The organism is Pseudomonas sp. R4-15 (genome assembly GCF_055768815.1).
Genome location: NZ_CM147293.1, coordinates 2,744,075 through 2,770,043 on the forward strand (window position 1 = coordinate 2,744,075; position 25,969 = coordinate 2,770,043).

General features: G+C 66.1%; 27 protein-coding genes. 11 read left to right on the top strand and 16 right to left on the bottom strand.

Going from position 1 to position 25,969, the window contains the following annotated elements:
- Window positions 1-50: 50 nt before the first annotated feature.
- On the bottom strand, window positions 51-377 hold the full coding sequence (locus tag ACYRGX_RS13185) for a DUF2025 family protein (RefSeq protein WP_473052924.1): 327 nt from the start codon (window positions 375-377) through the stop codon (window positions 51-53).
- A gap of 167 nt (window positions 378-544) precedes the next feature.
- Between ACYRGX_RS13185 and ACYRGX_RS13190 the strand changes: the two genes are divergently transcribed.
- Both ACYRGX_RS13190 and dgt read left to right on the top strand, forming a co-directional pair.
- Window positions 545-1,429 carry an EamA family transporter gene (locus ACYRGX_RS13190; protein ID WP_473052925.1) on the top strand — a complete coding sequence of 295 codons (885 nt, stop codon included), beginning with the start codon at window positions 545-547 and terminating at the stop codon, window positions 1,427-1,429.
- Window positions 1,430-1,493: 64 nt separating this feature from the next.
- Entirely contained in the window at window positions 1,494-2,978 is a 1,485-nt protein-coding gene (gene dgt, locus ACYRGX_RS13195) for a dGTPase (protein WP_473052926.1), read from the top strand.
- Here the strand turns inward: dgt and ACYRGX_RS13200 are convergent.
- The 11 genes from ACYRGX_RS13200 to thpR form a co-directional block, all read right to left on the bottom strand.
- Complete coding sequence (locus ACYRGX_RS13200; RefSeq protein WP_473052927.1) at window positions 2,973-3,518, bottom strand: cytochrome b; 546 nt, start codon at window positions 3,516-3,518, stop codon at window positions 2,973-2,975. The genes dgt and ACYRGX_RS13200 overlap by 6 nt on opposite strands.
- A gap of 64 nt (window positions 3,519-3,582) precedes the next feature.
- Window positions 3,583-5,025 carry an ATP-binding protein gene (locus ACYRGX_RS13205; RefSeq protein ID WP_473052928.1) on the bottom strand — a complete coding sequence of 481 codons (1,443 nt, stop codon included), beginning with the start codon at window positions 5,023-5,025 and terminating at the stop codon, window positions 3,583-3,585.
- On the bottom strand, window positions 5,022-5,681 hold the full coding sequence (locus ACYRGX_RS13210) for a response regulator (protein WP_473052929.1): 660 nt from the start codon (window positions 5,679-5,681) through the stop codon (window positions 5,022-5,024). The genes ACYRGX_RS13205 and ACYRGX_RS13210 overlap by 4 nt, the downstream gene beginning before the upstream one ends.
- 33 nt (window positions 5,682-5,714) lie before the next feature.
- Window positions 5,715-6,365 carry a tetratricopeptide repeat protein gene (locus ACYRGX_RS13215; protein WP_473052930.1) on the bottom strand — a complete coding sequence of 217 codons (651 nt, stop codon included), beginning with the start codon at window positions 6,363-6,365 and terminating at the stop codon, window positions 5,715-5,717.
- Window positions 6,366-6,374: 9 nt separating this feature from the next.
- Entirely contained in the window at window positions 6,375-7,163 is a 789-nt protein-coding gene (locus tag ACYRGX_RS13220) for an SDR family oxidoreductase (protein ID WP_473052931.1), read from the bottom strand.
- A gap of 13 nt (window positions 7,164-7,176) precedes the next feature.
- Window positions 7,177-7,827 carry a TenA family transcriptional regulator gene (locus tag ACYRGX_RS13225; protein WP_473052932.1) on the bottom strand — a complete coding sequence of 217 codons (651 nt, stop codon included), beginning with the start codon at window positions 7,825-7,827 and terminating at the stop codon, window positions 7,177-7,179.
- Window positions 7,827-9,302, bottom strand: a complete 1,476-nt coding sequence (locus ACYRGX_RS13230) for an AMP-binding protein (protein ID WP_473052933.1) — start codon at window positions 9,300-9,302, stop codon at window positions 7,827-7,829. Before ACYRGX_RS13230 ends, ACYRGX_RS13225 begins: the two co-directional genes overlap by 1 nt.
- Complete coding sequence (locus ACYRGX_RS13235; protein WP_473052934.1) at window positions 9,286-9,969, bottom strand: thermostable hemolysin; 684 nt, start codon at window positions 9,967-9,969, stop codon at window positions 9,286-9,288. The genes ACYRGX_RS13230 and ACYRGX_RS13235 overlap by 17 nt, the downstream gene beginning before the upstream one ends.
- Window positions 9,970-10,061: 92 nt before the next feature.
- Complete coding sequence (locus tag ACYRGX_RS13240; protein ID WP_473052935.1) at window positions 10,062-10,397, bottom strand: thiosulfate sulfurtransferase GlpE; 336 nt, start codon at window positions 10,395-10,397, stop codon at window positions 10,062-10,064.
- Between the two features lie 221 nt (window positions 10,398-10,618).
- Complete coding sequence (locus ACYRGX_RS13245; RefSeq protein ID WP_473052936.1) at window positions 10,619-11,272, bottom strand: tetratricopeptide repeat protein; 654 nt, start codon at window positions 11,270-11,272, stop codon at window positions 10,619-10,621.
- 276 nt (window positions 11,273-11,548) lie between these two features.
- Window positions 11,549-12,046, bottom strand: coding sequence for an RNA 2',3'-cyclic phosphodiesterase (gene thpR, locus ACYRGX_RS13250; RefSeq protein WP_473052937.1), 498 nt, complete (start codon window positions 12,044-12,046; stop codon window positions 11,549-11,551).
- 148 nt (window positions 12,047-12,194) lie between these two features.
- On the opposite strand from thpR, the gene ACYRGX_RS13255 reads away from it, so the two are divergent.
- Genes ACYRGX_RS13255 through ACYRGX_RS13270 form a run of 4 tightly spaced genes read left to right on the top strand, consistent with a single transcriptional unit; the run spans window position 12,195 to window position 14,726 of the window.
- The gene (locus tag ACYRGX_RS13255) at window positions 12,195-12,455 is read left to right on the top strand and encodes a hypothetical protein (protein ID WP_473052938.1); all 261 of its coding nucleotides are present in this window, start codon (window positions 12,195-12,197) and stop codon (window positions 12,453-12,455) included.
- Window positions 12,456-12,513: 58 nt separating this feature from the next.
- The gene (locus ACYRGX_RS13260) at window positions 12,514-13,326 is read left to right on the top strand and encodes an inositol monophosphatase family protein (RefSeq protein ID WP_473052939.1); all 813 of its coding nucleotides are present in this window, start codon (window positions 12,514-12,516) and stop codon (window positions 13,324-13,326) included.
- A 9-nt stretch (window positions 13,327-13,335) separates the two neighbouring features.
- On the top strand, window positions 13,336-14,373 hold the full coding sequence (locus ACYRGX_RS13265) for an NAD(P)H-dependent flavin oxidoreductase (RefSeq protein WP_473052940.1): 1,038 nt from the start codon (window positions 13,336-13,338) through the stop codon (window positions 14,371-14,373).
- Between the two features lie 59 nt (window positions 14,374-14,432).
- The gene (locus ACYRGX_RS13270; protein WP_473052941.1) at window positions 14,433-14,726 is read left to right on the top strand and encodes a putative quinol monooxygenase; all 294 of its coding nucleotides are present in this window, start codon (window positions 14,433-14,435) and stop codon (window positions 14,724-14,726) included.
- Window positions 14,727-14,828: 102 nt separating this feature from the next.
- Here the strand turns inward: ACYRGX_RS13270 and ACYRGX_RS13275 are convergent, their stop codons facing one another.
- The 3 genes from ACYRGX_RS13275 to ACYRGX_RS13285 all read right to left on the bottom strand — a co-directional run bounded on the left by ACYRGX_RS13275 (window position 14,829) and on the right by ACYRGX_RS13285 (window position 17,249).
- Complete coding sequence (locus tag ACYRGX_RS13275; protein WP_473052942.1) at window positions 14,829-15,173, bottom strand: hypothetical protein; 345 nt, start codon at window positions 15,171-15,173, stop codon at window positions 14,829-14,831.
- 116 nt (window positions 15,174-15,289) lie between these two features.
- Window positions 15,290-16,963, bottom strand: coding sequence for a cation:proton antiporter (locus tag ACYRGX_RS13280; RefSeq protein WP_473052943.1), 1,674 nt, complete (start codon window positions 16,961-16,963; stop codon window positions 15,290-15,292).
- A gap of 10 nt (window positions 16,964-16,973) precedes the next feature.
- Window positions 16,974-17,249, bottom strand: a complete 276-nt coding sequence (locus ACYRGX_RS13285; protein WP_473052944.1) for a peptidylprolyl isomerase — start codon at window positions 17,247-17,249, stop codon at window positions 16,974-16,976.
- A 118-nt stretch (window positions 17,250-17,367) separates the two neighbouring features.
- On the opposite strand from ACYRGX_RS13285, the gene ligD reads away from it, so the two are divergent.
- Complete coding sequence (gene ligD, locus ACYRGX_RS13290) at window positions 17,368-19,920, top strand: DNA ligase D (protein WP_473052945.1); 2,553 nt, start codon at window positions 17,368-17,370, stop codon at window positions 19,918-19,920.
- 9 nt (window positions 19,921-19,929) lie between these two features.
- On the opposite strand, the gene ACYRGX_RS13295 is transcribed toward ligD, so the two are convergent.
- Window positions 19,930-20,823, bottom strand: a complete 894-nt coding sequence (locus ACYRGX_RS13295; RefSeq protein ID WP_473052946.1) for an acyltransferase — start codon at window positions 20,821-20,823, stop codon at window positions 19,930-19,932.
- A 480-nt stretch (window positions 20,824-21,303) separates the two neighbouring features.
- On the opposite strand from ACYRGX_RS13295, the gene ACYRGX_RS13300 reads away from it, so the two are divergent.
- From ACYRGX_RS13300 to ACYRGX_RS13315, 4 genes are all read left to right on the top strand, one after another.
- Window positions 21,304-22,983: an arylsulfatase gene (locus tag ACYRGX_RS13300; protein ID WP_473052947.1), complete on the top strand. Its 1,680-nt coding sequence runs from the start codon at window positions 21,304-21,306 to the stop codon at window positions 22,981-22,983.
- Complete coding sequence (locus ACYRGX_RS13305) at window positions 22,980-24,341, top strand: formylglycine-generating enzyme family protein (protein WP_473052948.1); 1,362 nt, start codon at window positions 22,980-22,982, stop codon at window positions 24,339-24,341. Before ACYRGX_RS13300 ends, ACYRGX_RS13305 begins: the two co-directional genes overlap by 4 nt.
- Before the next feature lie 6 nt (window positions 24,342-24,347).
- On the top strand, window positions 24,348-25,583 hold the full coding sequence (locus ACYRGX_RS13310) for an HD-GYP domain-containing protein (protein ID WP_473052949.1): 1,236 nt from the start codon (window positions 24,348-24,350) through the stop codon (window positions 25,581-25,583).
- Between the two features lie 112 nt (window positions 25,584-25,695).
- Window positions 25,696-25,962 (top strand): DUF4212 domain-containing protein, encoded by a 267-nt coding sequence (locus tag ACYRGX_RS13315; RefSeq protein WP_473052950.1) that lies wholly within the window; start codon window positions 25,696-25,698, stop codon window positions 25,960-25,962.
- Window positions 25,963-25,969: the final 7 nt, after the last annotated feature.

Here is a 25,969-nt window from a genome sequence, read left to right on the forward strand (position 1 = left end):
CGCCGCCGCTCAAGGAGCCAGGCCGCGGAGTACCGGAGCGCGCCTAGCGGCTATTTCTGCACGCGTTGGGCGACGATTTCCGGAAGGTCGCCACGGCGCAAATAGATTTGCAGCGCCTCGCCCAGGTTGAGGCGGTCGTTGACGTTCTGTTCGAGCAGCAGTTGCAAGGCCTCGCGACTCAGGCGCATCAGGCCGTCGTCGCCTTCGACCGGGCGCCAGACGAACTCGTTGGTGGGAATGATCTGGTCGTCAGCCACGTCCAGGCCGAACGAGTCCTCGGAGAAGCGCACGATGTGGCGACCACTGCGCCGATTGAATCCGACGAAACCGCAGAGTGCGTCGGCGGCGTTGCAGATATCGCTCGAGGTGGTGGCCATGTCGGTGCTCCCTGATGAGTAGGTGGCCAACCCTAGAGAGCCCTCCGCCGGCCGGTATTGATCGTCGTCAGGATTCACTGTAACCCCGAAATAAACGGTAACTGTATGTCCGTGAGGCCGGGCCGCGCCGTTCTAATGGCGCTTCTCGAAATGGCGGAGTTTGCGTGATGGCGGTGAAGGATCTGTTGCTGGCCCTGGTGGTGATCGTCGCCTGGGGGCTTAACTTCGTGGTCATTCGCCTGGGGCTGGACGATCTACCGCCGATGCTGCTGGGCTGCCTGCGCTTCACGCTCTCGGCCTTGCCTGTGTTCTTCATTCCGCGGCCGAAGATGCCGCTGCGCTGGCTGCTGGCCTACGGCGCGACCATCTCGCTGGGGCAGTTCGCTTTCCTCTTCAAGGGCATGTCCGTCGGTATGCCGGCGGGGCTGGCCTCGCTGGTACTGCAGTCGCAGGCCTTCTTCACGCTGTTCTTCGCCGCCTTCTGGCTCAACGAACGGATTCGCGCGATCAACCTGCTGGGCCTGCTGGTGGCCGCCGGCGGGTTGGTGTTCATCGCCGCCGAAGGCGATTCCTCGATGACCCTGGCGGGACTGTTGCTGACGCTCTGCGCCGGCGCCAGTTGGGCCCTGGGCAACGTGGTGACGCGGCGTGTCGGCAAGGTCGACCTGATGGGCCTGGTAGTCTGGGGCAGCCTGGTGCCGCCGCTGCCGTTCCTCGGCCTGGCCCTCTGGCAGGATGGCCCGCAGCGCGTGGGCCAGGCACTGAGCCACATCGGCCTGAATACCTGGCTGGTGCTGGCCTACCTGGCGTTCGTCGCCACGCTGCTTGGCTACGGGCTGTGGAGCCGCCTGCTTTCGCGCTATCCGGCCGGGCAGGTGGCGCCGTTCTCGCTGCTGGTGCCGGTGATCGGCCTGAGCTCATCCGCGCTGCTGCTCGGTGAGCACCTGGGCGGCCTGCAACTGGTCGGCTGCCTGCTGGTGATGCTGGGGCTCTTGGTCAGTGTCTTCGGCCCGCGCCTCAAGGGCTGGCTGACCTCGCGCACGGCGGGCTGAGGCCGGGAGTGGCGACCCGTGGCGCGGGCGGTTAGGCTGGCGCATCGACACGGGAGATTGCGCCATGCCTTCATCGACGATGCACCGCCGGTTGTCGCGCCAGCGTCCGCGCGGCGGCCCTGGGGAGCGCCTGCAGGCCGATGGCTGCAGCCTGGCCGAACTGCTCCACGAACTGGAGAGCGACCGCGGGCGGATCATCAACAGTGCCGCGGTACGCCGCCTGCAACAGAAGACCCAGGTCTTCCCGCTGGAGCGCAACGCCGCGGTGCGCAGCCGCCTGACGCACTCCCTGGAAGTCCAGCAGACCGGTCGTTTCATCGTCCGCACCCTCTATCAGGAACTCGGCGAAGGCGCCGAGGCGCTGGGCCTGGCCGGGCTGCAACCGGCGCTGGAAAGCCTGGTGGAAATGGCCTGCCTGATGCACGACATCGGCAACCCGCCGTTCGGGCATTTCGGCGAATACGCCATCGCCGACTGGTGCGCCAGTCATTTGCCGCAACTGTTCGCCCAGGCGTTCCCCGAGGAAGCCGGCGATGCCGAATTGCGCGGGCGCATGCTCCGCGACCTGATGGCCTTCGAAGGCAATGCCCAGAGCATCCGCCTGGTGGCCCGGCTGATGCGCCTGAACCTCACCTACAGCCAGAGCGCGACGCTGCTCAAGTACCTGCGTCCGGCCTATGCCGAACGACCGGTGGCCGGCAGCCCGGGGGCCTACCTGGCGAAGAAACCGGGCTTCTACCTATCCGAGGAAGACTTCGTTGCCCGCCTGCGCGATGCGCTGGAGATGCCCGAGGGATGCCGCCATCCCCTGACCTACGTGATGGAAGCGGCCGACGACATCGCCTACTGCCTGGCCGACATCGAGGACTCGGTGGTCAAGGGCCTGCTGGACATCGACACGCTGAGCGCTCTGCTGCGCGAGGAATACGCCCGCCGGGCGCCGCTGGAGGCGCCGTTGCCCGGCGGCAGCGGCAGCTTCGCGGCACTGCTCGACGCCGCCGCCGAGCGGGCCCACGGCGAGCCCATCGATCCGGTCGGCGAGTTCTTCGTGCGCCTGCGCGTGTCCATGGTGCATCCGTTGGTGCGGCATGCGGCAGGGCAGTTCATCGAGCACTATCCGGCGTTGGTCGAAGGTCGTCTGGATCGCGCGCTGATGGAAGATGGCAGCCTGGCCAACGCTGTGATCGCTACCTTCAAGGCGGTGGCGGCGCGCCATGTGTTCGTCCACCGTGAGGTGGAGACCCTGCAGTTGCAGGGACTGCGCATCCTGCAGGGGCTGCTGGACTGCTATGCGCCGTTGTTGCAAGTGGATGCCCAGGGATTCGCCAAGCTGGTCGATGGCCAGTCGCGCCATCCGCACCTGGGCATGCTGGTACGCCGCCTACCGCGGCAGCTGCTCAATGCCTACCATGAGGCCTTGGACGAACACCCTGGCAGCGACGCGCCGTTGTGGGAGTTCTACCACCGATGCCGGCTGCTGCTGGACCTGGTCAGCGGCATGACCGATCAGCTTGCCGAGGACGAGTACCGTACCCTGATGGCCCTATAGGGCCTTCCTGGTGCCGGGCAGCATCCGGGTCAGCACGTCGTCGCGGCGCAGGTAGTGGTGGAACAGCGCGGCGGCGGCATGCACGCCGATCAGCCAGTAGCCGAGTACCGCCACGGTTTCGTGGATTTCCCGCAGTTCGCCGGAGAGGGCCTTGTCCGGCGCGATCAGCGAGGGCAGGTTGAGGCCGAAGAAGGGCACCTGCTTGCCGGCGGCGGAGAAGCTCAGCCAGCCCAGCAACGGCAGGCCGATCATGAGTGCGTAGAGTGCCAGATGCGCCAGGTGCGCGAGGGCCTGCTGCCAACCGGGCAGGGCCTGGCCGATGCGCTTGGGGCCCACGAGGCGCGCCAGCAGGCGCAGCCAGACCAGGAAGAAAATGCTCATGCCGAGCATGAAGTGCCATTGCTTGATCAGTTCGCGAGCGTCACTACCGCGCGGAAACAGACCACGAAACTCGATGGTCGCGTAGGTGGCGGCGATCAGCAGCAGCATCAGCCAGTGCAGGGCGATACTGACGGGGCTGTAGCGTGGGGCAGGGTGCATTGCAGGTCTCCATCGAGTTGATGGAGACATGTTCGCTGCGGCAACTTAAGGAAAGCTTAACCCTTCACTCCGTGCGGTCTTGTGTCGCGCGCGGCAGCAGGATGCGCACCCGTAGACCGCCCAGCGGCGAGTCTTCCAGGCTCAGGCGCGCCTGGTGCAGTTCGACGACCCGCGCGACGATCGCCAGGCCCAGACCGGCACCCTGGCCCTGTCCGAGGCGGAAGAAGCGCTGCATGACGCGCTCGCGTTGCTCGGCGGCAATACCGGGACCGTCGTCGTCCACGCAGAGCAACAGCGCGTGGTCTTGCGCGCTCAGCGAAAGATGTACGCGGCCGCCCTCATGACCGTATTGCAGGGCATTGCCGACCAGGTTCTGCAGCAGGATGTCGAGGCTGCCGGGGTCGCCCAGCAGGTGGCAGTCGAGCTCTTCGTCGACGCTGAAGTCCAGTTCCTGCTCGCGTGCCAGGGCCAGCGGGGCCAGCTCGGCAAGGCTCTCGCGGATCTGCTGCGCGAGGTCGATGCGTTGCCTGATCGGTTCGCGGCTGGCGTCCGGCTCCAGGCGCGCCAGGGCGAGCATCTGTGCCACCAGGCGGGTGCTGCGATCGACCCCGCGTACCAATTGCGTCAACGCCGCAGCGCGCTCGGCGTCATCCTGGGTGGAGAGGGCGTTCTGCGCGTGTACGCGTAGAACGGCCAGGGGCGTGCGCAGTTCGTGGGCGGCGTCGGCGATGAAGCGCTTCTCCCGCTGCAGCAGCAGGTTGACCTGGCCCAGCAGGCGGTTGAGCGAGGCCTCCATGGGCTCCAGTTCGCGCGGCAGCGGCGCCAACACCAGTGGCGCCAGATTGTCAGGCTCGCGGGCCTTGAGGGCGCGCGCCATGCGCGACAGCGGCGCCAGGCCCCAACCCACCGCGAACCAGAGCAGCAGTGCGAGCAGCGGTAGGCCGATCAGGTCCGGCAGCAGGCTACGCAGGGCGATCTTGCCCACCAGCTCGCCGCGCACGTCGCTGCGTTCGGCGGCCATCACCCAGAGCTTATCCGCGTCGTCATGCAGTACGAACAGGCGCCAGAGGTGATCGTCGAGCTGGACGTTGTGATAGCCGGGGAGGTCCTGTGCCTGGTTCGGGGTGATCGCGTCCAGCTGCTTGAGCAGCAACAGGCGGACTTCGTCCGGGACGCTGGCCGAGCGCAGCAGCATCCGCCCGTTGCCGTCGAAGACCTCGAAGCCCAGCTTGTGTTCGTAGTGGTGTCCGGGCGTGCGGTGGTCGTAGCGCCCGCCAGCATTCACTGCGCCATCCAGCGATTGCTGCATCTGCTGGCGTTGTTCGGGTTGCATCTCCGGTCCGACCAGCCCCTGCAGCAGGCGGGCACTCTGGGCCAACTGGGCGTCGAAGAGCTCTTCGATCTCATGGTGGGCATCGCGATAGCCTTTCCACGAAATCGAAGTCATTGCCAGCGCCAGCAGCGCGAGGACCAGGGCCAGGGTGCGGTTGCGAATCGAGCCGCTCATGCCTTGTCCACCAGATAGCCGACGCCGCGCACGGTGCGGATCAGCTCCGGGTAGAACTTGCGCCGCAGGTGATGCACGTGGACTTCCAGGGCGTTGCTTTCGACGTCTTCGTCCCAGCCGTAGAGTGACTGCTGCAGACGATCGCGGGTCAGCACCCTGCCAGGGTGGGTGAGCAGCTCATGCAGCAGCATGAATTCCTTGCGTGCCAGGACCACGGCCTTGCCGCGGAAGCTGACCTGCTGGGTCGTCGGGTCGAGGCGGATCTCACGGTACTCCAGCAGCGGTTCTGCACGGTTGGCGCTGCGCCGCAACAAGGCACGCAGGCGCGCCTTCAGCTCGGAGACGTCGAAGGGCTTGACCAGGTAATCATCGGCGCCCGCATCTAGGCCGTCGACCCGATCGCTGGTGGCATCGCGTGCGGTGAGTACCAGCACCGGGAGCGGATTGGCTGCGCCGCGCAGGCGCCGCAGAACCTCCAGGCCGTCCATGCGTGGCAGGCCGAGGTCGAGGATGGCCAGGTCGAACTGCTCATGGGTCAGTGCGTGCAGGGCGCTGGCGCCGTCCTCGATCCAGTCGACGGTGTAGCCCTCGGGTTTGAGCGCGGTGCGGATTCCGTCGCCCAGCGACGGGTCGTCTTCGACCAGCAGGATTCTCACGGTACTTGGCTTCCTTGGCGATACGGGCGCTGCTCAGAGCTTACCTGCGAGCTCGTCCAGGCGCGCGTGGATTTCTTCACGACGGCCGGCATCGGCGCGCGGGCGATCGGGCCGCCCCGGCGCCGCCAGGGCTTTTTCCAAAGCCACCTTGGCCTCGGCGTAGCGCTTCTGCCGGAAGAGGAAGTCACCGTAGAAGTAGTTGGCGTCGATGCCGTTGGGATTCACCGCCAGCGCCTTTTTCAGCAGCGCTTCGGCTTTGTCGTCATCGCCGAAGGAGATCGGCCAGGGCGGCACCTGGTAGTAGAGGCTGGCGAGCGTGACATAGGCCGAGCCGCCGAGCGCGTCGGGGTCGATGGCCTGTGCCTGCTCCAGGCTGGCGCGCGCCTGCTTGACCATATCCAGTGCGCCCAGGCCGCCCTTGGCGCCGGCCCAACTGGCGAGCACGATGCCGCGCCAGATGAGCAGATCCGCCGAGCGCGGCTCGGCAGCGACGTCCGCCTGTGCCTGCTCGGCCAGTTTCGCCAGCGCGGCTTCCTGCTCCTTGGCCGGCAGGTCGTAGTGAATGGTTTCCCAGCGCTGCTGCAACTGCTGCAGGCGCCCCTCGTCAGGTGTCGATTGAGCATGCGCCGGAAGCGTCAGGCAGGCGCTGAGCAGCAGCGGCAGCAGAGAGCGGAGTGCATTCATCGTTGAGGCTCAGTGATGGCGCGCGAAGCGCAGGATGGTCGGCAACTGCTTACGCAGCGAATGATCCACCAGGCGCGGAAGGAGGCTGTTGAGACCGACGAAGAAGCGTTCCGGCCAGCCCATATAGAGCTCTTCACGCTCCTGTTCGATGGCCCGCAGAATGCTCTCGGCGACCTGTCGCGGGTCGTCCATGCCGACCCGCAGCGCCTGGTTCATCGCCACCACCTGATCTGAATTCATCGCCGTGCGGGTCGCCCTGGGAGCCACGTAGAGGACCTTGACTCGCGTATCGGCGAGCTCGCGGCGCAAGGCTTCGGAGAAGCCGCGCAGGGCGAACTTGCTGGCGCAGTAGGCGCTGAAACCCGGATAGCCGATGGAGCCGAAGGTCGAGCCCAGATTGATCAGCAACGCCCGCGGCGCGACTTGCAGCAACGGCAGCAGGGCGTGGGTGAGCTGCAGGGTGGCGGTGACGTTCACGCCCACCAACTCGGCGATCTGTTCTTCGTCCTGGTGCTCCAGGAGGACGAACTGGTTGACCCCGGCGGCGTTGATCACGCTGTTGAGTCCGCCCATCTCCCTCGCGGCGCGCAGCACGCGGGCGCGCTCCGCGGCATCGGTGAGATCGGCGGAAAGCGGTAGCAGGCGTCCGTTGAAGCGCTGCTTCAGAGCCGCGAGTGGACCGGTATTGCGCCCCACGGCCAGCACCGTCGCGCCGGCTTCGCAGAGCTGTTCGCAAAGCGCCTGGCCGATGCCTCCGGTGGCCCCGGTGAGCAGGATGCGGCATTCGCTGAGTTTCATCGGGTGGTCCTCGTCAGGCCAGGGGCAGGCTGCGGAAAATGTCGCCGTAGAGCCGGTAGACGACTTTGGCGGTGTGCACCACGGCGGCACGGTCGGATTCGTCGTCCAGGCGCTCCATCAGCTTGCGGAAGAATTCGATGTGCTCGATATCCAGGCTGCCATGGGAAGTCAGGTAGCTGAACGCCTGCGCCGGCAGCTCCAGGCGCTGGCGGACGATGCCGGCGACCTGGGTGGCGAGGGCGATGCTGGTGCCTTCCAGGACGTTGACCATGCCGAAGAAGCTCGCCGGGTTGTGCCGGGCGATGCGGTCGTAGACGTAGGCAACCATCAGTTCGGTGGCCAGGTGCGGCTCGCCGTTGCGCACCACTTCGGCGTCACCGCCGCAGGCGCGGATGTCGTTGAGGATCCACTCCTGATGGCCGAGCTCTTCTTCGATGTATTCGGCAATCGCTTCGCGCAACCACTCCAGGCGTTCGGGCAGGCGCGCCCCGCAGGCCATCAGCAGCGGCACGGTATGCTTGACGTGGTGGTAGGCCTGGGTGAGGAAGGCGATGTAGCTGTTCAGGCTGACGTCGCCGCTCAGTGCCTGGGCGATGATCGGGGCGCCAAGCAGGTACTGGCGTTGTTCTTCGGTGGCCTGTTGCAGGTCGTCGTAGAAGCTCATCAGAGTGTCTCCGGTAAGGTCTGTTGCGCCTCGCTTTCCAGCGCTGCGCGATAGTGTTCGATGAGGGCCGCGCGGCGTAGCCGGCCGTTGGCGGTGGCCAGGCCGTTGGCGGCGCTGAAGGGGGCCTCCGCAAGGTGCCACTGATGCACGCGTGCGTAGTCCGGCAGGTTGCGATTGACCGCATCCACCGTGGCTTGCAGTTCGGCGACGGTGCAGTCCGCCCGGCGCGGCACCAGCCAGGCGAGGTTGTGCGGCAAGGCCTCGCCATAGACCCAGGCCTGGGCGATCTCCGGCCGTTGGGTCAGCTCGGCCTCGACCCATTCGGGGTTCACGTTGCGCCCATAGGCGGTGACGAACTGGTGCTTCTTGCGGCCGTGCAGGACCAGGAACCCGTCTTCGAAATGACCGAGGTCCCCGGTGGCCAGCCATTCATCCTGAGGGGCCGGCTCGCCCAGGTAGCCGAGCATGCGCGGACCGGCGACCAGTACTTCACCGTCCTCGGCGAGACGTACCCGGCAATGCCCCAGGGGCTGGCCAACGCTGCCGATGTGGCGGGCTTCGGGCGTGTTCAGGCAGACCACCGAGGCGCACTCGGAGAGGCCATAGCCTTCGAACACCGGCAACCCCAAAGCGTCGGCGCGGCGTAGCAGCTGCGGTGCGACGCGCCCGCCGCCGACGGCGATGAAGCACAGCGAGTCCACGGGGGAGAGACCACGCTCGCTCGCGCTGACCAGCGCCAGCAGCAGTTGCGGCAGCAGGATCAGGCTCTGTGGGCGTACCTCGTCGAGGCAACCGAGCAGGCGCATGACATCGAAGCCGCTGGCACCCTGCAGGCCGACGGCGGACAGCGAGCGCACCTGCACCTCGGCGCCAGCGAGCAGCGGCGCATAGACACCGGCCAGGTTCTCCAGCAGGGTCGCCAGGGGCAAAATGCACAGATGTCGATGGATATCCAGCGTCTGGCTGGCCTGGCGTAGCGATTCGGCGACCGCCAGTTGCGTGGCAGCGTCCAGGCAGACACCCTTGGGATTTCCCGTGGTGCCGGAGGTGTAGGTGATCTTCAGCGTGTTGTGCGGGAGCGCCGGTGGGGTGGGCCGCGAGCGCTGCCAGACACCCGTCTCGACTTCGCTCAACGCGGGATCGAGCAACAGCGGCAAGGCGGAATCGCTGCAGATCAGCGTGTCCACGCCGGCATCATCGAGCACGTGGCGTTGCTGGGACGGGGAGAAGAAGCCCGGCAAGGGCACGCAGACCCGCGCACTGGCCAGCAGGGCGAGATCCCAAAGCACCCAGTCGATGCCATTGTCCAGTGCCAGCGCGACACGCTGAGCGCCTAGCTGGGCAAGCCTGGCCACGCGCAGCTCGATCTGTTCCAGCAGCGCTCGGTAATCCATGCGTTGGCGGCCGTCGGCCAGCGCCGGCCGTGCGCCGTGCTCGGCCAACTGTGCGAGAAAGCGATCAATGGCAGGCTGCATCGAGCATCGCCTCCTGGTTGTAGAGCGACTGGTAGGCCAGGCGTGAATAGAGCCCTTGCTGCAACAGGCGCTGGTGACCGGCGAAGATGTCGCCGGCCATGACCTGCGGGCGGGTCTGGTAATAGCTGCCCCAGTCGGCGAGCTCGTCGCCCATGCGCGCCGGGTCGGCCTGTCCGAGGTTCAGCGGCATCAGCCCCAGGCGCGCGAAGCTGTTGAGCAGGGTCGCGGTTCCGGTGAACACCACCCAGCGCTGGCCCAGGGCGACCAGCAGGTCGGTGAGCATGACGATCAGCACTCGCGCGGTAGCGCCTTCGCGAGCGGCGAGGTTACCGATCTCGAGGATTTTCTCGCGGCTCACCGTCTGGCCGCAGCGCTGATTGAGCTGTAGGTCGACCGGCTGATCCAGATAGCGCTCTAGAAACAGCGCCTGGGCGTGTGCCGCACGCATGCCAACGGCTGCCTGGATGACGCCCTCGGCATCCTCCAGGGTCAGCAGACAGGGGAGGAAATGCTCGATGCGTGCGCCGTAGCTGTCGGCGAAGCGTTCGCGGATGAAATCCTGCGCGGCGATGCGGCGCTCGATGGAGTCGGCGCGATGCAGCGTCAGGGTAGTGTCACGGCCGATGCGTGCCAGCATCGAATCGGCTTGCGCCCAGGGCATTTCCATTCATGCAGCCTCGTTGGTGGACCCGAGGCTGCATTCTTGGCGGGCTGGCTTAAGGCATTCTTAAGTCGCCGAAAGGTTCATCGACAGCGTGATCAGGCGCTGGCGGCGGCCAGGGCATCCGCCAGCGGACGGTAGCCGCCGTCGACGCTGTAGACACGGGAAAAGCGCAGGTCGCCGAACAGCTGGGCGAACTTGCGGCTGGTGTTGCCATGGAAACAGTAGAAAAGCAGGGGTTGGTCGTGCGGCAGGCGTTCCAGCCACAGCGGCGCACGCGCTTCGTCCAGATGCAGGGCTCCGGGCAGATGCGCCTGCCGAAAACTGTGCAGATCGCGTACGTCGAACAGACGCAGCTCGGCGTCTTCGAGAATCAGGCGAGCCGCCTGGTCTGCCGTGAGGCAGGTGTAGGGGAGGGGGCTGGTTTCGCTCATCCGGGGTTTCTCCGCGCAGTGGCCAGCCTGCACGTTGCAATGCCGGTGCCATGGGCTCCCGCGGCGCAGGGTAAGGGCTGCGACGACAGGCGAGGCTGTCGACAAGGCTACAATCCGTGCCTTTGGAGGGTTTCTCGCATCCTGGCGGAGGGACATCGAGGGCGCGTACGGTGCCCCAGGATGTGGCAGGGTTGCCGTTCATTGCGGGAGGGTGCGCTGCTCTAGTCGCGCCGGGCGATTTCCTGCAGGTGCGCTTGGATCTGCTCGCGGCGTTCCTGCTCGGTACGCTCACGACCGGCTAGCGGCGCTGCGTTAAACGCCTTGCGCAGGTGCTCGCGGGCCTGGTCGTAGCGGCGCTTGTCGAGCAGGAAGTCGCCGTAGAAGTAGTTGCTGTCCATGCCTTCGGGATCGACTTGCACGGCTTTCTCCAGCAGCGCTTCGGCCTTGTCGTCATCGCCGAAGGAGATCGGCCAGGGCGGCGCGCGGTGGTAGAGGCTGCCGAGGGTCACGTAGGCGGCGCCCCGCAGGGCCGTGGGGTCGACCGCCAGGGCGCTCTCCAGGCTGCTGCGCGCCTGCTCGAGCAACTTCAGTGCGCCCATGCCGCCCTGGGCCGCGGCCAGGGTCGCCAGGGTGATGCCCTGCCAGGTGAGTAGCGCCGCCGAATCCGGTTCGGCGGCGACGGCCAGGCGGGCCTGTTCGGCCAGTGCGGCCAACGCCTGCGCCTGCTCGTCCTTGGGTAACCCGTAGTGAATTTCTTCCCAGCGCTGCTGCAGCGCAACGCGACGTTGGTCCTCCGATTCGCCGGCGGACCAGGCGAGCGAGGAAGGGGCGAGCAGGACGAGACATAGCAGGCTGGATGGCAGGCGTGGAGGCATTAAGATTCCTAGGGCCTGCTCCCGCTTCGTTCGCGAGCCGCGTTGTCGTCAGAAATGACCTGCGGTTAGGCGCAGAACACAGCCAATGGTCATTCCCTTGGCAAGTTCTGCAACGACAGCGCAGGTCATTTCTGGCACAACCCGGAGGGCCGGTGTCTGTTTTGGCGCAATACGGCGTTGCTCATCTTACCTTTACCCCGGTAAAGGTTGCGACTCGCGCCTTGTCTTGCGCCAAAACAGACACCGGCGCGGCCGTGAACGAAGCGGGAGCAGGCCCTAGTGCAACGGCCAACTGGCCAGTTCCCGGTAGTTCACTCGGCCATTCGGGCGTTCCGAGGTGAACAGCGCAAAGCGCCGCACCGGCCAGGCGAAGGCCGGTGGCTGCGGCAGGGGGTGCTGGGTTTCCCGAGCCAGTGTCACATGGGGCCGGAAGCGTCGCCGTTCCTGCGGTACGCCCAGTGCGCAAAGACGCTCGCGCAGTGCTTCGAACAGCCGCTTCAGGGCTTCGGGCATGGTGTCCGGGCGCAGGCACCAGAGGCCATCGCGCCACTGCTCGCTGTGCTGCAGGGAGAGTTCGAAGGCTTCCCCGTGCAACGCGTTGGCGGCCTCGATCAGCTCATCGAGGCGTGCCTCGTCGAGGTCTCCGAGAAACGCCAGGGTCAGGTGCAGGTTGTGGGCATCGACGAGATGGCCGTCGATGCCTCGGGCCTCCCGCCAGGCGGCGATGCGTTGGGCGAGGGGCTCGGGACAGGGCAGTGCGAAAAACAGGCGCATGGTTCAGTCACATCCGTCATCTCAGCTTCGGATACTTATCAAGGCTAAAAGTGCCCTGGCGAGTTGTCGAGGAGGACGACGAATGGTCGAGGCATCCCTGGCCGGTCGAGGTCACAACCAGTGAACCTTCACGCCATGAGGTCAGCAGATGAACAATCCTCACTGTGAATATCGCGACCACATCATTCTCGCCGAGCCCATCGAGCATGCCGATGGCCCGCTACCCTGGGCGGGTGGCTGCCGCATCGTCGATCCATCCGGACAGCGCTCGCGGCATCTCTCGCTACCGATCAAGCGGGCCTTCCTGGCCGACCTTGAACACGCCCAGCAGGCCTCCCTGGCGCACGGACGCTGGCTGGTCGATCAGCACCTGGATCACGGCGAGAAGCTCTTCGAGCGGGTAGCCTGAGCGTCGCCGAGGAATGGCGTATCCTGTGGGCCGATTTCGTCGACCACAGGATGCTCCCATGTCCAACGCCGTACCCGACCTAGACGCGCGCTACACCGCCGTCCGAGAAATCGCCTGGGCCGCCGCCGAGCGCGGCCAGTCGTATTACCGGGACCGTGAACGCCTGCAGGTGGAGCACAAAGGCAGCGATCCGCTGGATGTGGTGAGCATCGCCGATCGCGCGCTGGAGGACTTCATCCGTGCAGAGTTGGCGGCGCGCTTTCCCGAGGACGGGCTGCTCGGTGAGGAAGGCGGCGGCGACGGGTTGGATGCCCGCTTGCTCTGGGTGATCGATCCCATCGACGGCACCGCCTGCTTCCTCAATGGGCTGCACAACTGGTGCGTGTCCATCGGCCTGATGCTCGACGGCGTGCCGGTGCTGGGCGCCATCGCCGATCCCAACCATGGCGAGCTGTTCCACGCCCGCCGTGGACAGGGCGCCTACGTCGGCGACAAGCGCTTGCAGGCGCACGCCGCACGCAATGTCAGCGATGGCCTGCTCGGCCTGGGCACCACCCACCGCCGGGGAATCGAGAACTTCCTGCCGTTCGTGACGCGCCTGCTGGAGGCCGGCGGCCTGTTCTTCCGTAACGGCTCGGGCGCCTTGATGTGCGCCTACGTGGCCGCCGGACGCTTGATCGGTTATTACGAAACCCACCTCAAGAGCTGGGACTGCATGGCCGGCCTGGTGCTGCTGGAAGAATCCGGCGCGCGGGTGAACGACTTCCTGCGCAATGACGGGCTCTTGCAGGGCAACCCTTTTCTCGCCGCCGCGCCGGGTGTCTACACGCAACTGGCGCAGATGGTCGGCCCTTCGCTGGATCAAGACTGAGGTATTGGCATGTTCTTTCAAGAGACGTTGGGGTTGCGCTATCCCTTGATCCAGGCGCCGATGGTCGGCGTTTCCACACCCGAGCTGGCGGCCGCGGTGAGCGCTGCCGGGGCGCTGGGCTCGCTCGGACTGGGCGCCAGCGATGCGCGGCAGGCGGCGCAACTCATCGAGGCCCTGCGTGACCAGGGCTGTGCGCGCTTCAATCTCAACCTGTTCTGCCATCCGCCCGCGCAGCCGGATGCGGTTCGCGAAGCTGCGTGGTTGCAGCGCCTGACTCCCACCTTCGCCGCGTGCGCAGCGGAGGCCCCCGCATCGCTGGGCTGCGCCTATCGCAGCTTCGTCGAGCAACCGGAGTTGCTGGATGTGTTGCTCGAGGCCCGTCCGGCGGTACTCAGCTTCCATTTCGGCCTGCCACCGCAGGACTGGATAGAGCGCCTGCGGGCGGCGGGCATCCGTCTGCTCGGCTGTGCGACCCAGCTCAATGAAGCGCGCGCCATCGAAGCCGCCGGGCTGGACGCGATCATCGCCCAGGGTTGGGAAGCCGGTGGTCACCGCGGGGTGTTCGAGCCGTCCGCGGATGTCTGCCTGGGGACCCAGGCGCTGGTGCGTCTGCTGGTACGCGAATGCAGCCTGCCGGTGATCGCCGCGGGGGGGCTGATGGACGGCGCGGCCTGCCGCGCCATGCTGGCGTTGGGTGCCCAGGGCGTGCAATTGGGCACCGCCTTCATCGGTTGCCCGGAGTCGGCCGCGAGTCCGGCCTACCGAGCGGCTCTGCGTGGCGAACGGGGATTGCGTACGCAGGTCAGCGCGAGCATTTCGGGGCGTCCGGCACGGGGCCTGCCGAATCGGCTGTTCGCGGCGTTGGAAGCGGCGGGCGAGGGCTGTCCCGACTATCCCATCGCCTATTCCGCCGCCAAGGCGCTAAGCGCCGCGGGTGGCGAGGACTACGCCGTACAGTGGGCGGGGCAGGGTGCGCCCCTGGCTCGAGAGTTGCCCGCCCAGGAACTGGTCGAGACACTGGCCCGCGAAGCCGGCTGGTTGGCTTGACCACCTCGGTGTTGCCGGCGCTATGCTGGCGCCCCTCCTGACAAAGCTAAGGAATACCCATGTCCCGCGTGGTGATCATTGCCGAATTCGTGGTCAAGCCGGGCGAGCTGCCGGCATTTCTCGATGCCGTGGCGGACGACGCCCGTGACTCACTGGCATTGGAGAACGGGGGCTGCCTGCAGTTCGACGTGTTACGCCCCGAGGGCGGCGGCGACATGGTGCTGTTGCACGAGGTTTACCGCGACACCGAGGCCCTCGAAGCCCACCGGCAGATGCCGCACTACCAGACCTTCAAGCAGATCAGCGCGCCCCTGGTCGAGGCCCTCAAGGTCCGGGTTCTGGAGGACGTCTGAGAAGGCTGGTTTCAAGCGCGGCTTCGAGATTCGCTATCGAGGCCCGGCGCTCACTCGCCGCTGGCGAGTGAGCGCCGGGTCGGTTTCCTGGGTCAGTCCGCTTCAGCGATAGCCGCGCCAGTGACCGGGCGGCGGACCCTCGTAGTGACGATAACCAGGCCGTGGCGCCGGATAGTAGGCGACCGGGCGGGGCACTGGCACGTAGCGTACCGGGGTCGCGTAGACCGGAGCAGGCGCTGCGTAGTAGATCGGCGTGCGCCGCGGTGTGGCATACAGCACCGGCGCTGCACGACGGTGGCGCGGCGGATCGGAGAGTGCCGTGGCCAGAACCGCACCGACTGCCACCCCCGCCACGATCGGCCAGACATCCCGCTCATCGGCGGCTGCATTGCCGGCAGCGGCGACACCGAGCGACAGGATCAGTATCGAAGCCGTTTTCTTCATCATTGACGTTTCCTCGCAAGGACGGGGAAATCCCCACGACGCCTATGACCGGGGAAAATGGCAAATCTTCGACGGGTGAAGGTAAAAGAACGGTAAAGACCACGGGGCGGCGACACGCCTCATGCGTCACCGAACTCGCGATCACGTCGTACGTCCGTGACGAACGCGCGTGCGGCGTAGTCGGCCGCGTCGGTGAAGGGGTTGAGTACGCGCTCCACGCCGGCTTCGCTCATCGCCTCGCCGTGCAGTTCGTCGCGCACCACCCCGGCGATGCGCCCGTGGAAGCCCGCCTCGCGTACCGCCTGCAGCAGGTTGCGATTGGCCTCCCATTCCGGCAGCGAGGTGACCAGCCAGGCGGCGTGCTCCAGGGGCAGCGACTCCAGGAAGTTCGGGTCCTCGGCATCGCCGAAGCGCACCGGCAACGCGCGCCGGCGCAGATTGCGCACCGCTTCCGGGTCGAAATCCACGCCCAGGGTGGCGATGCCTGCCTGGTGCAGTTGGCCGAGCAGGCGGGCGCCATAGCGCCCCAGGCCGACCACCAGCACATCCGGTTGGCCCTGGGGGCGGTCCTGCTGTTCGACTTCCAGTTCGCGGAACGGCCGTTTGCGTTCGAAACGCCCCATCCAGGGCGCCAGGCGCTCGTACAGCGGCTGCGAGAACAGGATCATGTAGGTCGACAGGACGATGGTCACCAGCCCCACCAGGGTCGTCAGCCCCAGCGCCTCGACACCGACGTGGCCCAGGCTGATGCCCATGGCGACGAAGACGATGGAGAACTCGCTGATCTGCGCCACGGTGAGTCCGGCGAGAAAGCCGGTGCGCTTGCGGTAGCCCATGTAGCCCATGATCGCCATCACGATCAGCGGGTTGCCGATCAGCACGAACAGCGAGAGCAGCAAGGCGGGCAGCAGTTCGCCGCCGAGGGTGGAGAAGTCCAGCTTGGCACCCAGGTCGAGGAAGAAGAACAGCAGCATGAAATCGCGAATGCCGGTCAGGCGCGCGTTCATCGACTCGCGGTAACTGGTCGAGGCCAGCGAGAAGCCCGCGACGAAGGCGCCGGCCTCCTTGCTGAAGCCGGCCCATTCGCCGAGGGCGGCGAGCGCCGCGCCCCAGGCCACGGCGAAGATCAGCAGCAACTCCTGGGAACGCGCCATCTGTGCCACCAGCGGCGGCAGTACGAAGCGCATCAGCACGAAAAGCACCAGCGCAGCGCCGGCCAGGCGTGCGAGCAGATCCCCGGCGACCACCAGGGCGCTGGCCTCGCCGGCACCGCGCAAGGAGCTCATGGTCATCATAGCCAGCACCACGGCGAGGTCCTGGACGATCAGAAAGCCCACCGCGATGCGCCCGTGCAGCGAATCCAGCTCGCGCTTGTCCGAGAGCAGCTTGACGATGATGATGGTGCTGGAAAAGGTCAGCGCCACGGCGATGTAGATCGCCTCCATGGCGCTCTTGCCCAGCGCCAGGGTGATCAGGAAGCCGACGACGATGGTGAACGCCAACTGGCCCAGGCCCGTGGCCAGCGCCACCGGGCCGATGTGACGGATGTGCCCGATGTCCAGCTTCAGGCCGACCACGAACAGCAACACGGTAACGCCGATTTCTGCCAACAGACCAATCGCCGGTTGGCTGCCGCTGACGTCCAGCAACGCCGGCCCGAACAGGATGCCGACCACGATGTAGCCGATCAGCACCGGTTGGCGCAGGCGTACCGCTATCGCACCGACCAGCGCCGAGACGAGCAGCAGCAGGGCGAAGACCGCGTAGGGTCCATGTTCCAACAGCACATCCATCGACAGCTCCTTAGTCACGGTAGAACACTTGCACCAGGTGGTAGCCGAAGGACGACTTGATCGGCCCCTGCACGCTGCGCAGCGGGCCCTTGAAGATTGCCTGGTCGATGCTGCGTACCAGCTGTCCGGGGCGTACTTCGCCGAGGTCGCCGCCACGCTTGGCGGACGGGCACTGCGAGTGTTTGCGCGCCAGGACGTCGAAGGCCTCGCCCGCGCCCAGGCGTTTCTTCAACGCGGTGGCTTCGGCTTCGGTCTTCACCAGGATGTGGCGGGCCATGGCTTTCATCGGCATCTCCTTGCGCAAGGCGCGGATTCTGACGGCTCGTCGGAGCTCGCTCAAGCCTCTCGAACTCCTGCACGCCGCCCGTGCTCCGAACTACAGGGTTCCCTTCCCGGAGCATGACATGGCCAAGCCTCTCGCAGAGTACCAGCGCAAGCGTGATTTCTCCGCCACCCCGGAGCCGGGTGCGAAGCGCCGGCGAAACGGCAAGGGGCAGGCGCTGAGCTTCTGCATCCAGAAGCACGACGCCTCGCACCTGCACTACGATTTTCGCCTGGAGCTGGACGGCACCCTGAAGAGCTGGGCAGTGCCCAAGGGGCCGAGTCTGGACCCGTCGGTGAAGCGGTTGGCGGTGCAGGTCGAGGACCATCCCCTGGACTACGCCAGCTTCGAGGGGCATATCCCCGAGGGACACTACGGCGCGGGCGATGTCATCGTCTGGGACCGGGGACTGTGGCAGCCCGAGGGCGATCCCGTGGAGGGCTATGCCAAGGGGCGGCTGAAGTTTCGTCTGGACGGGGAGAAGCTGCAGGGGCTCTGGAACCTGGTGCGCACCCGGCCCCAGGGCAAGCGCGAACAGTGGATGCTGATCAAGTCCCGTGACGAGGCAGCGCGCGGACAGGACGAATACGACGTGCTCGAAGCGTGTCCGCACAGCGTGCTCAGCGATCGCACCCTGGTGCCACGCGAGCGTGCTGGCAAGCAGGCCAGGGCAGCGGCCTCCCGATCGGTCAAGGCGCCAGCGCGGCGGCGCAGCGCGCGCGGGGTGGGCTCCCTGGACGGGGCGAAGGCAGCGGCATTGCCGGCGACCCTGAAGCCCCAGTTGGCGACCCTGGTGGAAACCGCGCCGGACGGCGATTGGCGCTACGAGGTGAAATTCGACGGTTACCGCATCCTCGCGCGCATCGAGGACGGCGAGGTGCGCCTGCTGACCCGCAATGGGCATGACTGGACGGCGAAGATGCCCCAGCAAGCCGAGGCCTTGGCCGGCCTGGGCTTGGCGTCGGCCTGGCTGGATGGCGAGATGGTGGTGGCGGATGCCGAGGGCGTACCGGACTTCCAGGCCTTGCAGAACGCCTTCGACGCCGGGCGCAGCGAGGCGATCCTCTATTACCTGTTCGATGTGCCCTATCTCAACGGCATGGACCTGCGCGGCGTGCCGTTGGAGCAGCGACGTGCCGCGTTGGCCAGGGTGCTGAAGGACAGCGACAGTCGCCTGCTGCGTTTCTCGGAAGACTTCGCCGAAGCGGTCGGCCCGATGCTCGAGAGCGCCTGTTCGATGAAGCTCGAAGGCCTGATCGGCAAGCGCGTCGGCAGCGCCTACCGGGGCGCCCGCTCGCGCGACTGGATCAAGCTCAAGTGCAAGCAGCGCCAGGAGTTCGTGATTCTTGGCTACACCCCGCCGAAGGGTTCGCGCAACGGCTTCGGTGCGCTGCTACTGGGTCTGCACGAGGCGGACGGCGGGGCGTTGCGCTACGCCGGCAAGGTCGGCACCGGGTTTACCGCGGCGAGCCTGGACAGCCTACTGCAACGCTTCGAGCCGTTGCGCGACAAACGCCCGGCACTGGTCGATCCGCCGCGCGGCGCAGAGTTGCGCGGGGTGCAGTGGCTGCGCCCGGAGCTGATGTGCGAGGTGGCGTACGCGCAGATGACCCGCGACGGCATCATCCGTCATTCGGTATTCCACGGCCTGCGCGAGGACAAGCCCGCCAAGGCGATCGTCCAGGAGAACGCCCAGCCTGTCGGCAAGCACCCTGGCAAGACGCGTCGAGCGCCGTCCACCGAGGACGCGCCCTTGGGTGTGCGCATCAGCCATCCGCAGCGGGTGATCGATCGCAGCAGTGGCATTACCAAGCTGGAACTGGCGCAGTATTACGCCCGCGTGGCGCCCTGGCTGCTGCGCGACGCCAGCAAGCGACCGCTGTCCTTGGTGCGAGCGCCCGAAGGTATCGACGGCGAGCAATTCTTCCAGAAGCATGCCGGTGGCCGAAGCCTGCCGGCCGTGCGCCAGGTGGAGGATCCCGAGGATACTCAGCCGCTGTTGCAGGTGGATACGCCCGAGGCGCTGGTGTCGGCGGCGCAGATGGGCGTGATCGAACTGCATGCCTGGAACGCCAGCGTGGGGCGTCTGGCGCGCCCGGATCGCTTCATCCTCGATCTCGACCCGGACCCCGCGCTGCCCTGGGCGCGGATGATCGAGGCCACCGGGCTGGTCCTCACCTTGCTCGACGAACTCGGCCTGCGCGCTTTCCTCAAGACTAGCGGCGGCAAGGGCATGCATGTCCTCGTACCACTGGAAAGACGCCACGAGTGGGACGCTGTGAAGACCTTCGCCCAGGCCATCGCGCGGCACTTGGCCCAGGTATTTCCAGCACGCATCAGCGCGATCAGCGGACCGAAGAACCGCGTTGGCAAGATATTCGTCGACTACCTGCGCAATGCCCGCGGCGCCACGTCGGTCTGTGCCTACTCGGCGCGTGCCCGAGAAGGACTGCCGGTTTCGGTGCCGATCTTCCGCGAGGAACTGGGAGACCTCGCCGGCGCCAATCGCTGGACCATTCGGAATGTCTTCGAGCGCCTCGACGAACTGGGCAAGGACGATCCCTGGGCGCAGATGCCGGCCTGCCGCCAGCGCATCACCGCGAAGATGCGCCGGCAACTGGGCCTGGATGAATGAGCCGCGCGCTCAGGCCCGCGCTTCATCCTTGAGGCGCGCGATGCGTTCGTCCTTTTCCTGCCAGAGCGCGGTGACCCAGTCCTGTACGTACTGGCGGAAGGCGGGGTCGTCGGCGTAGTTGCCCTGCCAAAGCGCAGGGTCCAGCTGGCGCGTATGAATGTCCACGCGGACCCAGGGCAACTGGCCGCTGAGCAAGGCCCAGAAGCCGGGCGGACGGTCGCCGGGGTAGACGATGGTGACGTCGAGCAGGGCGTCGAGGTTCTCCCCCAGGCTCGCCAGCACGAAGGCGACGCCGCCGGCCTTGGGTTTCAGCAGGTGACGATAGGGCGAGCCTTGAGCCGCTTGCTTGGCCGGCGTGCAGCGGGTGCCTTCGAGGTAGTTGACCACGGTGACCGGCATGTCGCGGAATTTCTCGCAGGCGGCGCGGGTGATCGCCAGGTCCTGTCCGCGCAGATGCGGGTTCTTCTCCAGGTAGGCTTTGCTGTAGCGCTTCATGAAGGGGTAATCCAGCGCCCAGAAGGCCAGCCCGAGGAAGGGCACCCATATCAGTTCCTTCTTGAGAAAGAACTTGAAGTAGGGCGTGCGCCGGTTGAATGCCTGGACCAGCGCCGGAATGTCGACCCAAGATTGGTGATTGCTCACCACCAGGTAGGACGTGTCCCGGCGCAGGGCTTCGCCACCGCGGATATCCCATTGGGTGGGGGTGAAGGTGGCGAAGATCCACTTATCGACTTCCGCCCAGGTTTCGGCGATCACCATCACACCACGCGCCAGTCGGGCGCGCAGCGCGGCGTTGGGCGCCAGCAGCTTGCCGAGTGCCAGGAGCATCATGGGCCCGATGAGAAGCAGCGTGTTGAGCAGCAGCAGGGTGCAGGTGGTGATGCCGGTCAGTAGCGGCCGCATCGTCTGACGTCTCCTCGACAGGGTTCGCCGGCATCATAGCTGGGAGTTGCAACAGGGCCCAAATGTCGCTTTTCCCTATAGGCCGTTATTCATTCCGGGTCTTTTCTGCAAGCGGCTGAAGCCGATGGTGGGGCGTCTCTGGGTCAGCGAGGCATGCTCTGGAAAACGAAAGAGCGCTCGTCCCCCCATCCGCTCAAATTCGCTCGAATCGGATAGTACCTGCCGTAAGTGGCTAACGCCGTCGGAGTGGCCTAGGTAGGCTGGATCTGCGGGTTCTAGTGTGGGCTCGGTCAGGGCTGCCGGCCTTCGCCGCTACGTCGCTGGCAAGCCGGTCGGCCTGGGGCGGCCAAAGCGTTCGTCTGCCATACGGGCTGACGCTCTGAGCCAGCACGCGCGCCTCCGCTCGCTGGACTGCTGGCGCGAGGCCCGGCTCGAGGTTGAACACCTGCACTCATCCATTACAACAACAAGAGCACCTCAATGAACTACCTACGCTCCCTTGCTGCTCTGGGCTTGCTCACGCTCGCCGCCAGCCACGCCCTGGCGGCTACCGCCACGAAGCAACCCAACATTCTGCTGCTGGTCGCCGATGACCTCGGATTCTCCGATCTGTCGGCTCTGGGCAGCGAAATCCAGACGCCCAACCTGGACAAACTGCTGGCCGACGGCCGTCTGATGCTCGATTTCCATTCGGCGCCGAGCTGCTCACCCACTCGCGCCATGCTGATGTCCGGCAACGATCCGCACCTGGCCGGGCTGGGCATGATGGTGGAGCGCCGCCAGCGCCTGCCAGCCGGCTCCGAAGTACGTCCTGGCTACGAAGGCGTACTCGGCGCGAACGTGGCGACCCTCGCCGAACTGCTGCACGACGCAGGTTACCGCACCTATATCGCCGGTAAATGGCATCTGGGCATGGAGCCGGCGCAACAGCCTCAGAACCGCGGATTCGACCAGGCCTACGTACTGCTCGAAGGCGGCGCCGCGCACTTCAAACAAGCCAACATGCTCCAGCTGCCGAACTACACCGCCACCTACCAACACAACGACGAACCCGTCGAACTGCCCGACGACTTCTACTCCACCACCTGGTACACCGACCGCCTGATCGACGCCATCGACCAGGGCAAGAGCGGCAACAAGCCGTTCTTCGCCTTCGCGGCCTACACCGCACCGCACTGGCCGCTCCAGGCACCGGACAAGTACTTGGCGCAATATCGTGGCCGTTATGACAAGGGCTACGAGGTCATCGCCCACGAGCGCCTGGTCCGCCAGCGCGAGGCCGGCCTTGTTCCTGAGGACTTCCCCCTGGAGGCGCAACTGGAAGGCGTGCCGAGCTGGGCGTCCCTGAGCGATGAGCAAAAGCGTCAGTCGGCACGCACCATGGAGGTCTATGCCGCCATGGTCAGCGCTCTGGACAACGAAGTCGGGCGCCTGGTGGAGCATCTGCGCAAGACCGGCGAACTGGACAACACGATGATCCTGTTCATGTCCGACAACGGCCCTGAAAACGCGTCGCGCGTCGACGCCGACTGGATCAAGGCGAACTTCGACAACCGTCTGGAAAACTACGGCCGCCGCAATTCCTTCCTGATGATCGGCTCGGCCTGGGCACAGGTCAGCGCTCTGCCCAGCCGTCGCTACAAGATGACGCCCTACCAAGGCGGCATCCGGGTACCGGCCTTCGTCTACTACCCGGCCTCCATCAAGGCGGGCCGCAGCAATGAGCTGGCCAGTGTCCGTGACATCATGCCGACCCTGCTGCAACTGGCCGGGGCGCCGCTGCCTGGCATCAAGTACCGCGACCGCGACATCGTGCCGCCGCAAGGCACTTCGGTATTGAATTACCTGCAAGGCAAGGACACCGAGATCCATGCTCATGACGAAGCCCTGGGCTGGGAAATCAATGGTAGCGCCTCGCTGCGCAAGGGCCCGATGAAGCTGCTATGGGATGCCACCGACAGCCAGCCGAGCTGGCACCTGTATGACCTGAGCCAGGATCCTGGCGAACACCACGACATCGCGGCCCAACACCCCGAGCAAGTGACGCAGATGCTGCGTGACTGGAGGGCCTACGCGCAGCGCAGCAATATCGCGATCGATGCCGATGCCCGACCGGTCAGCCCGGCGTTGGCGCAATCGATCCAGGCCAAACAGCCATGATCGCGCGAGTGGCCGGCTGCGCAGCACTCGCTGCCGGCCTGCTCGCTGCCGCCTACGCGGGGTGGCCGCAAGCCCCCGCGCCGGTGCTGCTGTGCGCAGACTATGACGGCCTGCCGGCACCGCGGCAGGGGCCCTGGCGGGACGGCATGGTGCACCTCTCGGGCGGCGAGTTCAGTTTTGGCTCCGACCGTTTCTACGACGAAGAAGGCCCGCCTCATCCGGCGAAGGTGTCCGGTTTCTGGATCGACGTGCATCCGGTCACTAATGCCCAGTTCGCGCGCTTCGTGGACGCCACGGATTACGTCACCCATGCCGAGCGCGGCATCAGTGTCGAGGACGATCCCTCCCTGCCTGCCAACCTGCGGGTACCGGGCTCGATGGTGTTCCAGCAAGGTCCGGATGTGCTCAGCCCCGGCTGGCGATTCGTGCCCGGTGCGAATTGGCAACACCCACAGGGGCCGGCCAGCGACCTGCGAGGGCTGGATAATCATCCGGTGGTGCAGATCACCCTGGAAGACGCTCGAGCCTATGCCCGCTGGGCAGGCCGCGAACTGCCCAGCGAGGCGCAACTGGAGTACGCCATGCGGGGCGGCCTGAGCGATGCTGACTTTAGCTGGGGCACCACCGAGTCGCCCCAGGGCAAGCTCATGGCCAATACCTGGCAAGGCCAGTTCCCCTACCGCAACCTGGCGAAGGATGGCTTTACCGGTACATCGCCGGTGGGCTGCTTTCCGGCCAACGGCTTCGGTTTGTTCGATGCGGGCGGGAATGTCTGGGAATTGACCCGCAGCGGTTACCGGCCAGGGCACGACGCCCAGCGCGATGCGCAGCTCGATCCGCCGGGTCCCTCGCTGGCTGACAGCTTCGACCCGGCGGAACCGAACGTGCCCGTGGCAGTGATCAAGGGGGGGCTCGCACCTGTGTTCTGCGGACCGCTGCATGCGCTACCGGCCCTCGGCACGCCAGCCACAGCCCATCTTCATGGCCACCTCACACGTGGGCTTCAGAACGATTCGTCAATGATCGGCCCGAGGCGGCAGGGGGGGCTAGCCAGGTCATTTGCCTTCAAGCCGCCTCTTTGGCGGCATTGCTGGCCGGTCGGCTCAAGGCCGTCTCAGGTCGCTGCAAGGCTCACTGACGGGATGTCGGGCCCTGGCGGCTGCCAGTGCGGATCGTCGGCAGATGCGCCTGACGAAACCGTGTGGATCGCATCGGTCGCGGTCGACTCGTCCTACATCGCTTCGAGACGGTTGGTCGGGGCTTGCAACAGGCTTCAATGCAGGCTTTCCCTGCGTGGTATCGATAGGCCATTATCCCTCTTGCCCTGCGTGGCCACGCATTCTCCGCAAAGTGGGTGAAGCCGATTGTTGAAGCGTATCCCGGTTACCGAGCTCCGGCTCGGCATGTATATCCAGGAGTTCATCGGCTCCTGGATCGACCACCCGTTCTGGCGCAGCCAGTTTCTGCTCGACAGTCCCAAGGACCTGCAACGTATCCGCGAAAGCGGTCTCGAGGAAGTGCTCATCGATCTGTCCCGCTGCCGGGTGAAGCCGGTCGCGGCGCCGGCTGACGCCGAGTTGTCGGTGCAGCCCACGCTGCCTGAGCCATCCGCGCCCGTGCCGCAAGCCTGTGGGACCAGCCCCGTCGCCTCGGCCGAGTGGGTGCCCATGGAGGAGGAGATACTGCGCGCCCGCAAACTCTGTGAGACCGCGAAAAGCGCAGTGGCCGACATGTTCCGTGATGCCCGCATGGGCCGCGCCGTCGAGATGGGACAGGTCGGTGGGTTGGTCGAGGAAATCTCTCAGTCGGTGCTGCGTCATCCCAACGTGATGATCAGCCTGGCGCGCTTGAAGAGCGCCGACGAATACACCTACATGCACTCGGTGGCCGTCTGCGCCCTGATGATTGCCCTGGCACGCCAACTTGAGTTGCCCGAGAGCCTGGTGCGCGAGTTGGGCCATGCCGGTTTGCTGCACGACGTGGGCAAGATGGCGATCGCCCCCGCGGTATTGAACAAACCGGGCGCCCTCGACGATGACGAAATGGCGAGCATGCGCGGTCATCCCGAGGCCGGCAGCCGGATACTGCTGGCGAGCAAGCAGGCCAGTGCGCTGGTGATGGACGTGTGCCTGCACCACCACGAGAAGCTCGACGGCAGCGGTTACCCGCACCATCTGGCTGGCGAGCAGATCAGTCTGCCCGCGCGCATGGGCGCGGTTTGCGACGTCTACGACGCGATCACTTCCAATCGTCCCTACAAGAAGGGGTGGGACCCCGCCGAATCGATCCGCCGCATGGCCAGTTGGCAGGGCCAGTTCGACCCCCATGTGTTCCAGGCCTTCGTCAAATGCGTGGGCATCTATCCGGTGGGGGCACTGGTGCGATTGGAGAGCGGGCGCCTGGGCGTAGTGGTCGAGCAGCATCCCCAGTCCCTGCTCACACCGAAGGTGCGGGTGTTCTTCTCTGCACGCTCGAAGATGCCGCTGAGCAAGGAACTGATCGATCTGGCGCGGCAGCAGAGCGATCGAATCGTCGGTCGCGAGGACCCCGCCGAATGGGGCTTTCGCAACCTGGACGACCTCTGGACCGGTGGCGTCTGAGGCCTGCTGCGCTCTTTCTCGGCGGTATATCGACCAAAGTCTTAGCGGCATGCCGCCGCAGTCCTGCTAGTTTCAAGGGGCCATAACAACAACAACATCTTTTGGAGGACCTATGTCCCTTTCCAAGCAAGAGGCCGCCGCGGCCTACTGGAAAGAAAACCTGCGGCTGATGCTCTGGCTGCTGGTGATCTGGTTCGTGGTGTCATTCGGCTGCGGCGTGCTCTTCGCCGATGCGCTGAACAACATCCACGCGTTCGGCTTTCCCCTCGGCTTCTGGTTCGCCCAGCAAGGCTCAATCTACGTGTTCGTGATCGAGATCTTCTTCTACGTGTGGAAGATGAACCACCTCGATCGCAAGTACGACGTACACGAAGAGTGAGGCCGCA

Excerpts from the sequence above, each read along its gene's own strand:
- ACYRGX_RS13295 (WP_473052946.1), bottom strand. The coding sequence starts at position 20,823 with ATGCGGCCGCTACTGACCGGCATCACCACCTGCACCCTGCTGCTGCTC.
- ACYRGX_RS13280 (WP_473052943.1), bottom strand. The coding sequence starts at position 16,963 with ATGGATGTGCTGTTGGAACATGGACCCTACGCGGTCTTCGCCCTGCTG.
- ACYRGX_RS13285 (WP_473052944.1), bottom strand. The coding sequence starts at position 17,249 with ATGAAAGCCATGGCCCGCCACATCCTGGTGAAGACCGAAGCCGAAGCC.
- ACYRGX_RS13215 (WP_473052930.1), bottom strand. The coding sequence starts at position 6,365 with ATGAATGCACTCCGCTCTCTGCTGCCGCTGCTGCTCAGCGCCTGCCTG.
- ACYRGX_RS13200 (WP_473052927.1), bottom strand. The coding sequence starts at position 3,518 with ATGCACCCTGCCCCACGCTACAGCCCCGTCAGTATCGCCCTGCACTGG.
- ACYRGX_RS13260 (WP_473052939.1), top strand. The coding sequence starts at position 12,514 with ATGTCCAACGCCGTACCCGACCTAGACGCGCGCTACACCGCCGTCCGA.
- thpR (WP_473052937.1), bottom strand. The coding sequence starts at position 12,046 with ATGCGCCTGTTTTTCGCACTGCCCTGTCCCGAGCCCCTCGCCCAACGC.
- dgt (WP_473052926.1), top strand. The coding sequence starts at position 1,494 with ATGCCTTCATCGACGATGCACCGCCGGTTGTCGCGCCAGCGTCCGCGC.
- ACYRGX_RS13245 (WP_473052936.1), bottom strand. The coding sequence starts at position 11,272 with ATGCCTCCACGCCTGCCATCCAGCCTGCTATGTCTCGTCCTGCTCGCC.
- ACYRGX_RS13205 (WP_473052928.1), bottom strand. The coding sequence starts at position 5,025 with ATGAGCGGCTCGATTCGCAACCGCACCCTGGCCCTGGTCCTCGCGCTG.
- ACYRGX_RS13275 (WP_473052942.1), bottom strand. The coding sequence starts at position 15,173 with ATGATGAAGAAAACGGCTTCGATACTGATCCTGTCGCTCGGTGTCGCC.
- ACYRGX_RS13220 (WP_473052931.1), bottom strand. The coding sequence starts at position 7,163 with ATGAAACTCAGCGAATGCCGCATCCTGCTCACCGGGGCCACCGGAGGC.
- ACYRGX_RS13240 (WP_473052935.1), bottom strand. The coding sequence starts at position 10,397 with ATGAGCGAAACCAGCCCCCTCCCCTACACCTGCCTCACGGCAGACCAG.
- ACYRGX_RS13300 (WP_473052947.1), top strand. The coding sequence starts at position 21,304 with ATGAACTACCTACGCTCCCTTGCTGCTCTGGGCTTGCTCACGCTCGCC.
- ACYRGX_RS13190 (WP_473052925.1), top strand. The coding sequence starts at position 545 with ATGGCGGTGAAGGATCTGTTGCTGGCCCTGGTGGTGATCGTCGCCTGG.
- ACYRGX_RS13225 (WP_473052932.1), bottom strand. The coding sequence starts at position 7,827 with ATGAGCTTCTACGACGACCTGCAACAGGCCACCGAAGAACAACGCCAG.
- ACYRGX_RS13185 (WP_473052924.1), bottom strand. The coding sequence starts at position 377 with ATGGCCACCACCTCGAGCGATATCTGCAACGCCGCCGACGCACTCTGC.
- ACYRGX_RS13270 (WP_473052941.1), top strand. The coding sequence starts at position 14,433 with ATGTCCCGCGTGGTGATCATTGCCGAATTCGTGGTCAAGCCGGGCGAG.
- ACYRGX_RS13235 (WP_473052934.1), bottom strand. The coding sequence starts at position 9,969 with ATGGAAATGCCCTGGGCGCAAGCCGATTCGATGCTGGCACGCATCGGC.
- ACYRGX_RS13305 (WP_473052948.1), top strand. The coding sequence starts at position 22,980 with ATGATCGCGCGAGTGGCCGGCTGCGCAGCACTCGCTGCCGGCCTGCTC.
- ACYRGX_RS13265 (WP_473052940.1), top strand. The coding sequence starts at position 13,336 with ATGTTCTTTCAAGAGACGTTGGGGTTGCGCTATCCCTTGATCCAGGCG.
- ACYRGX_RS13230 (WP_473052933.1), bottom strand. The coding sequence starts at position 9,302 with ATGCAGCCTGCCATTGATCGCTTTCTCGCACAGTTGGCCGAGCACGGC.
- ACYRGX_RS13255 (WP_473052938.1), top strand. The coding sequence starts at position 12,195 with ATGAACAATCCTCACTGTGAATATCGCGACCACATCATTCTCGCCGAG.
- ligD (WP_473052945.1), top strand. The coding sequence starts at position 17,368 with ATGGCCAAGCCTCTCGCAGAGTACCAGCGCAAGCGTGATTTCTCCGCC.
- ACYRGX_RS13315 (WP_473052950.1), top strand. The coding sequence starts at position 25,696 with ATGTCCCTTTCCAAGCAAGAGGCCGCCGCGGCCTACTGGAAAGAAAAC.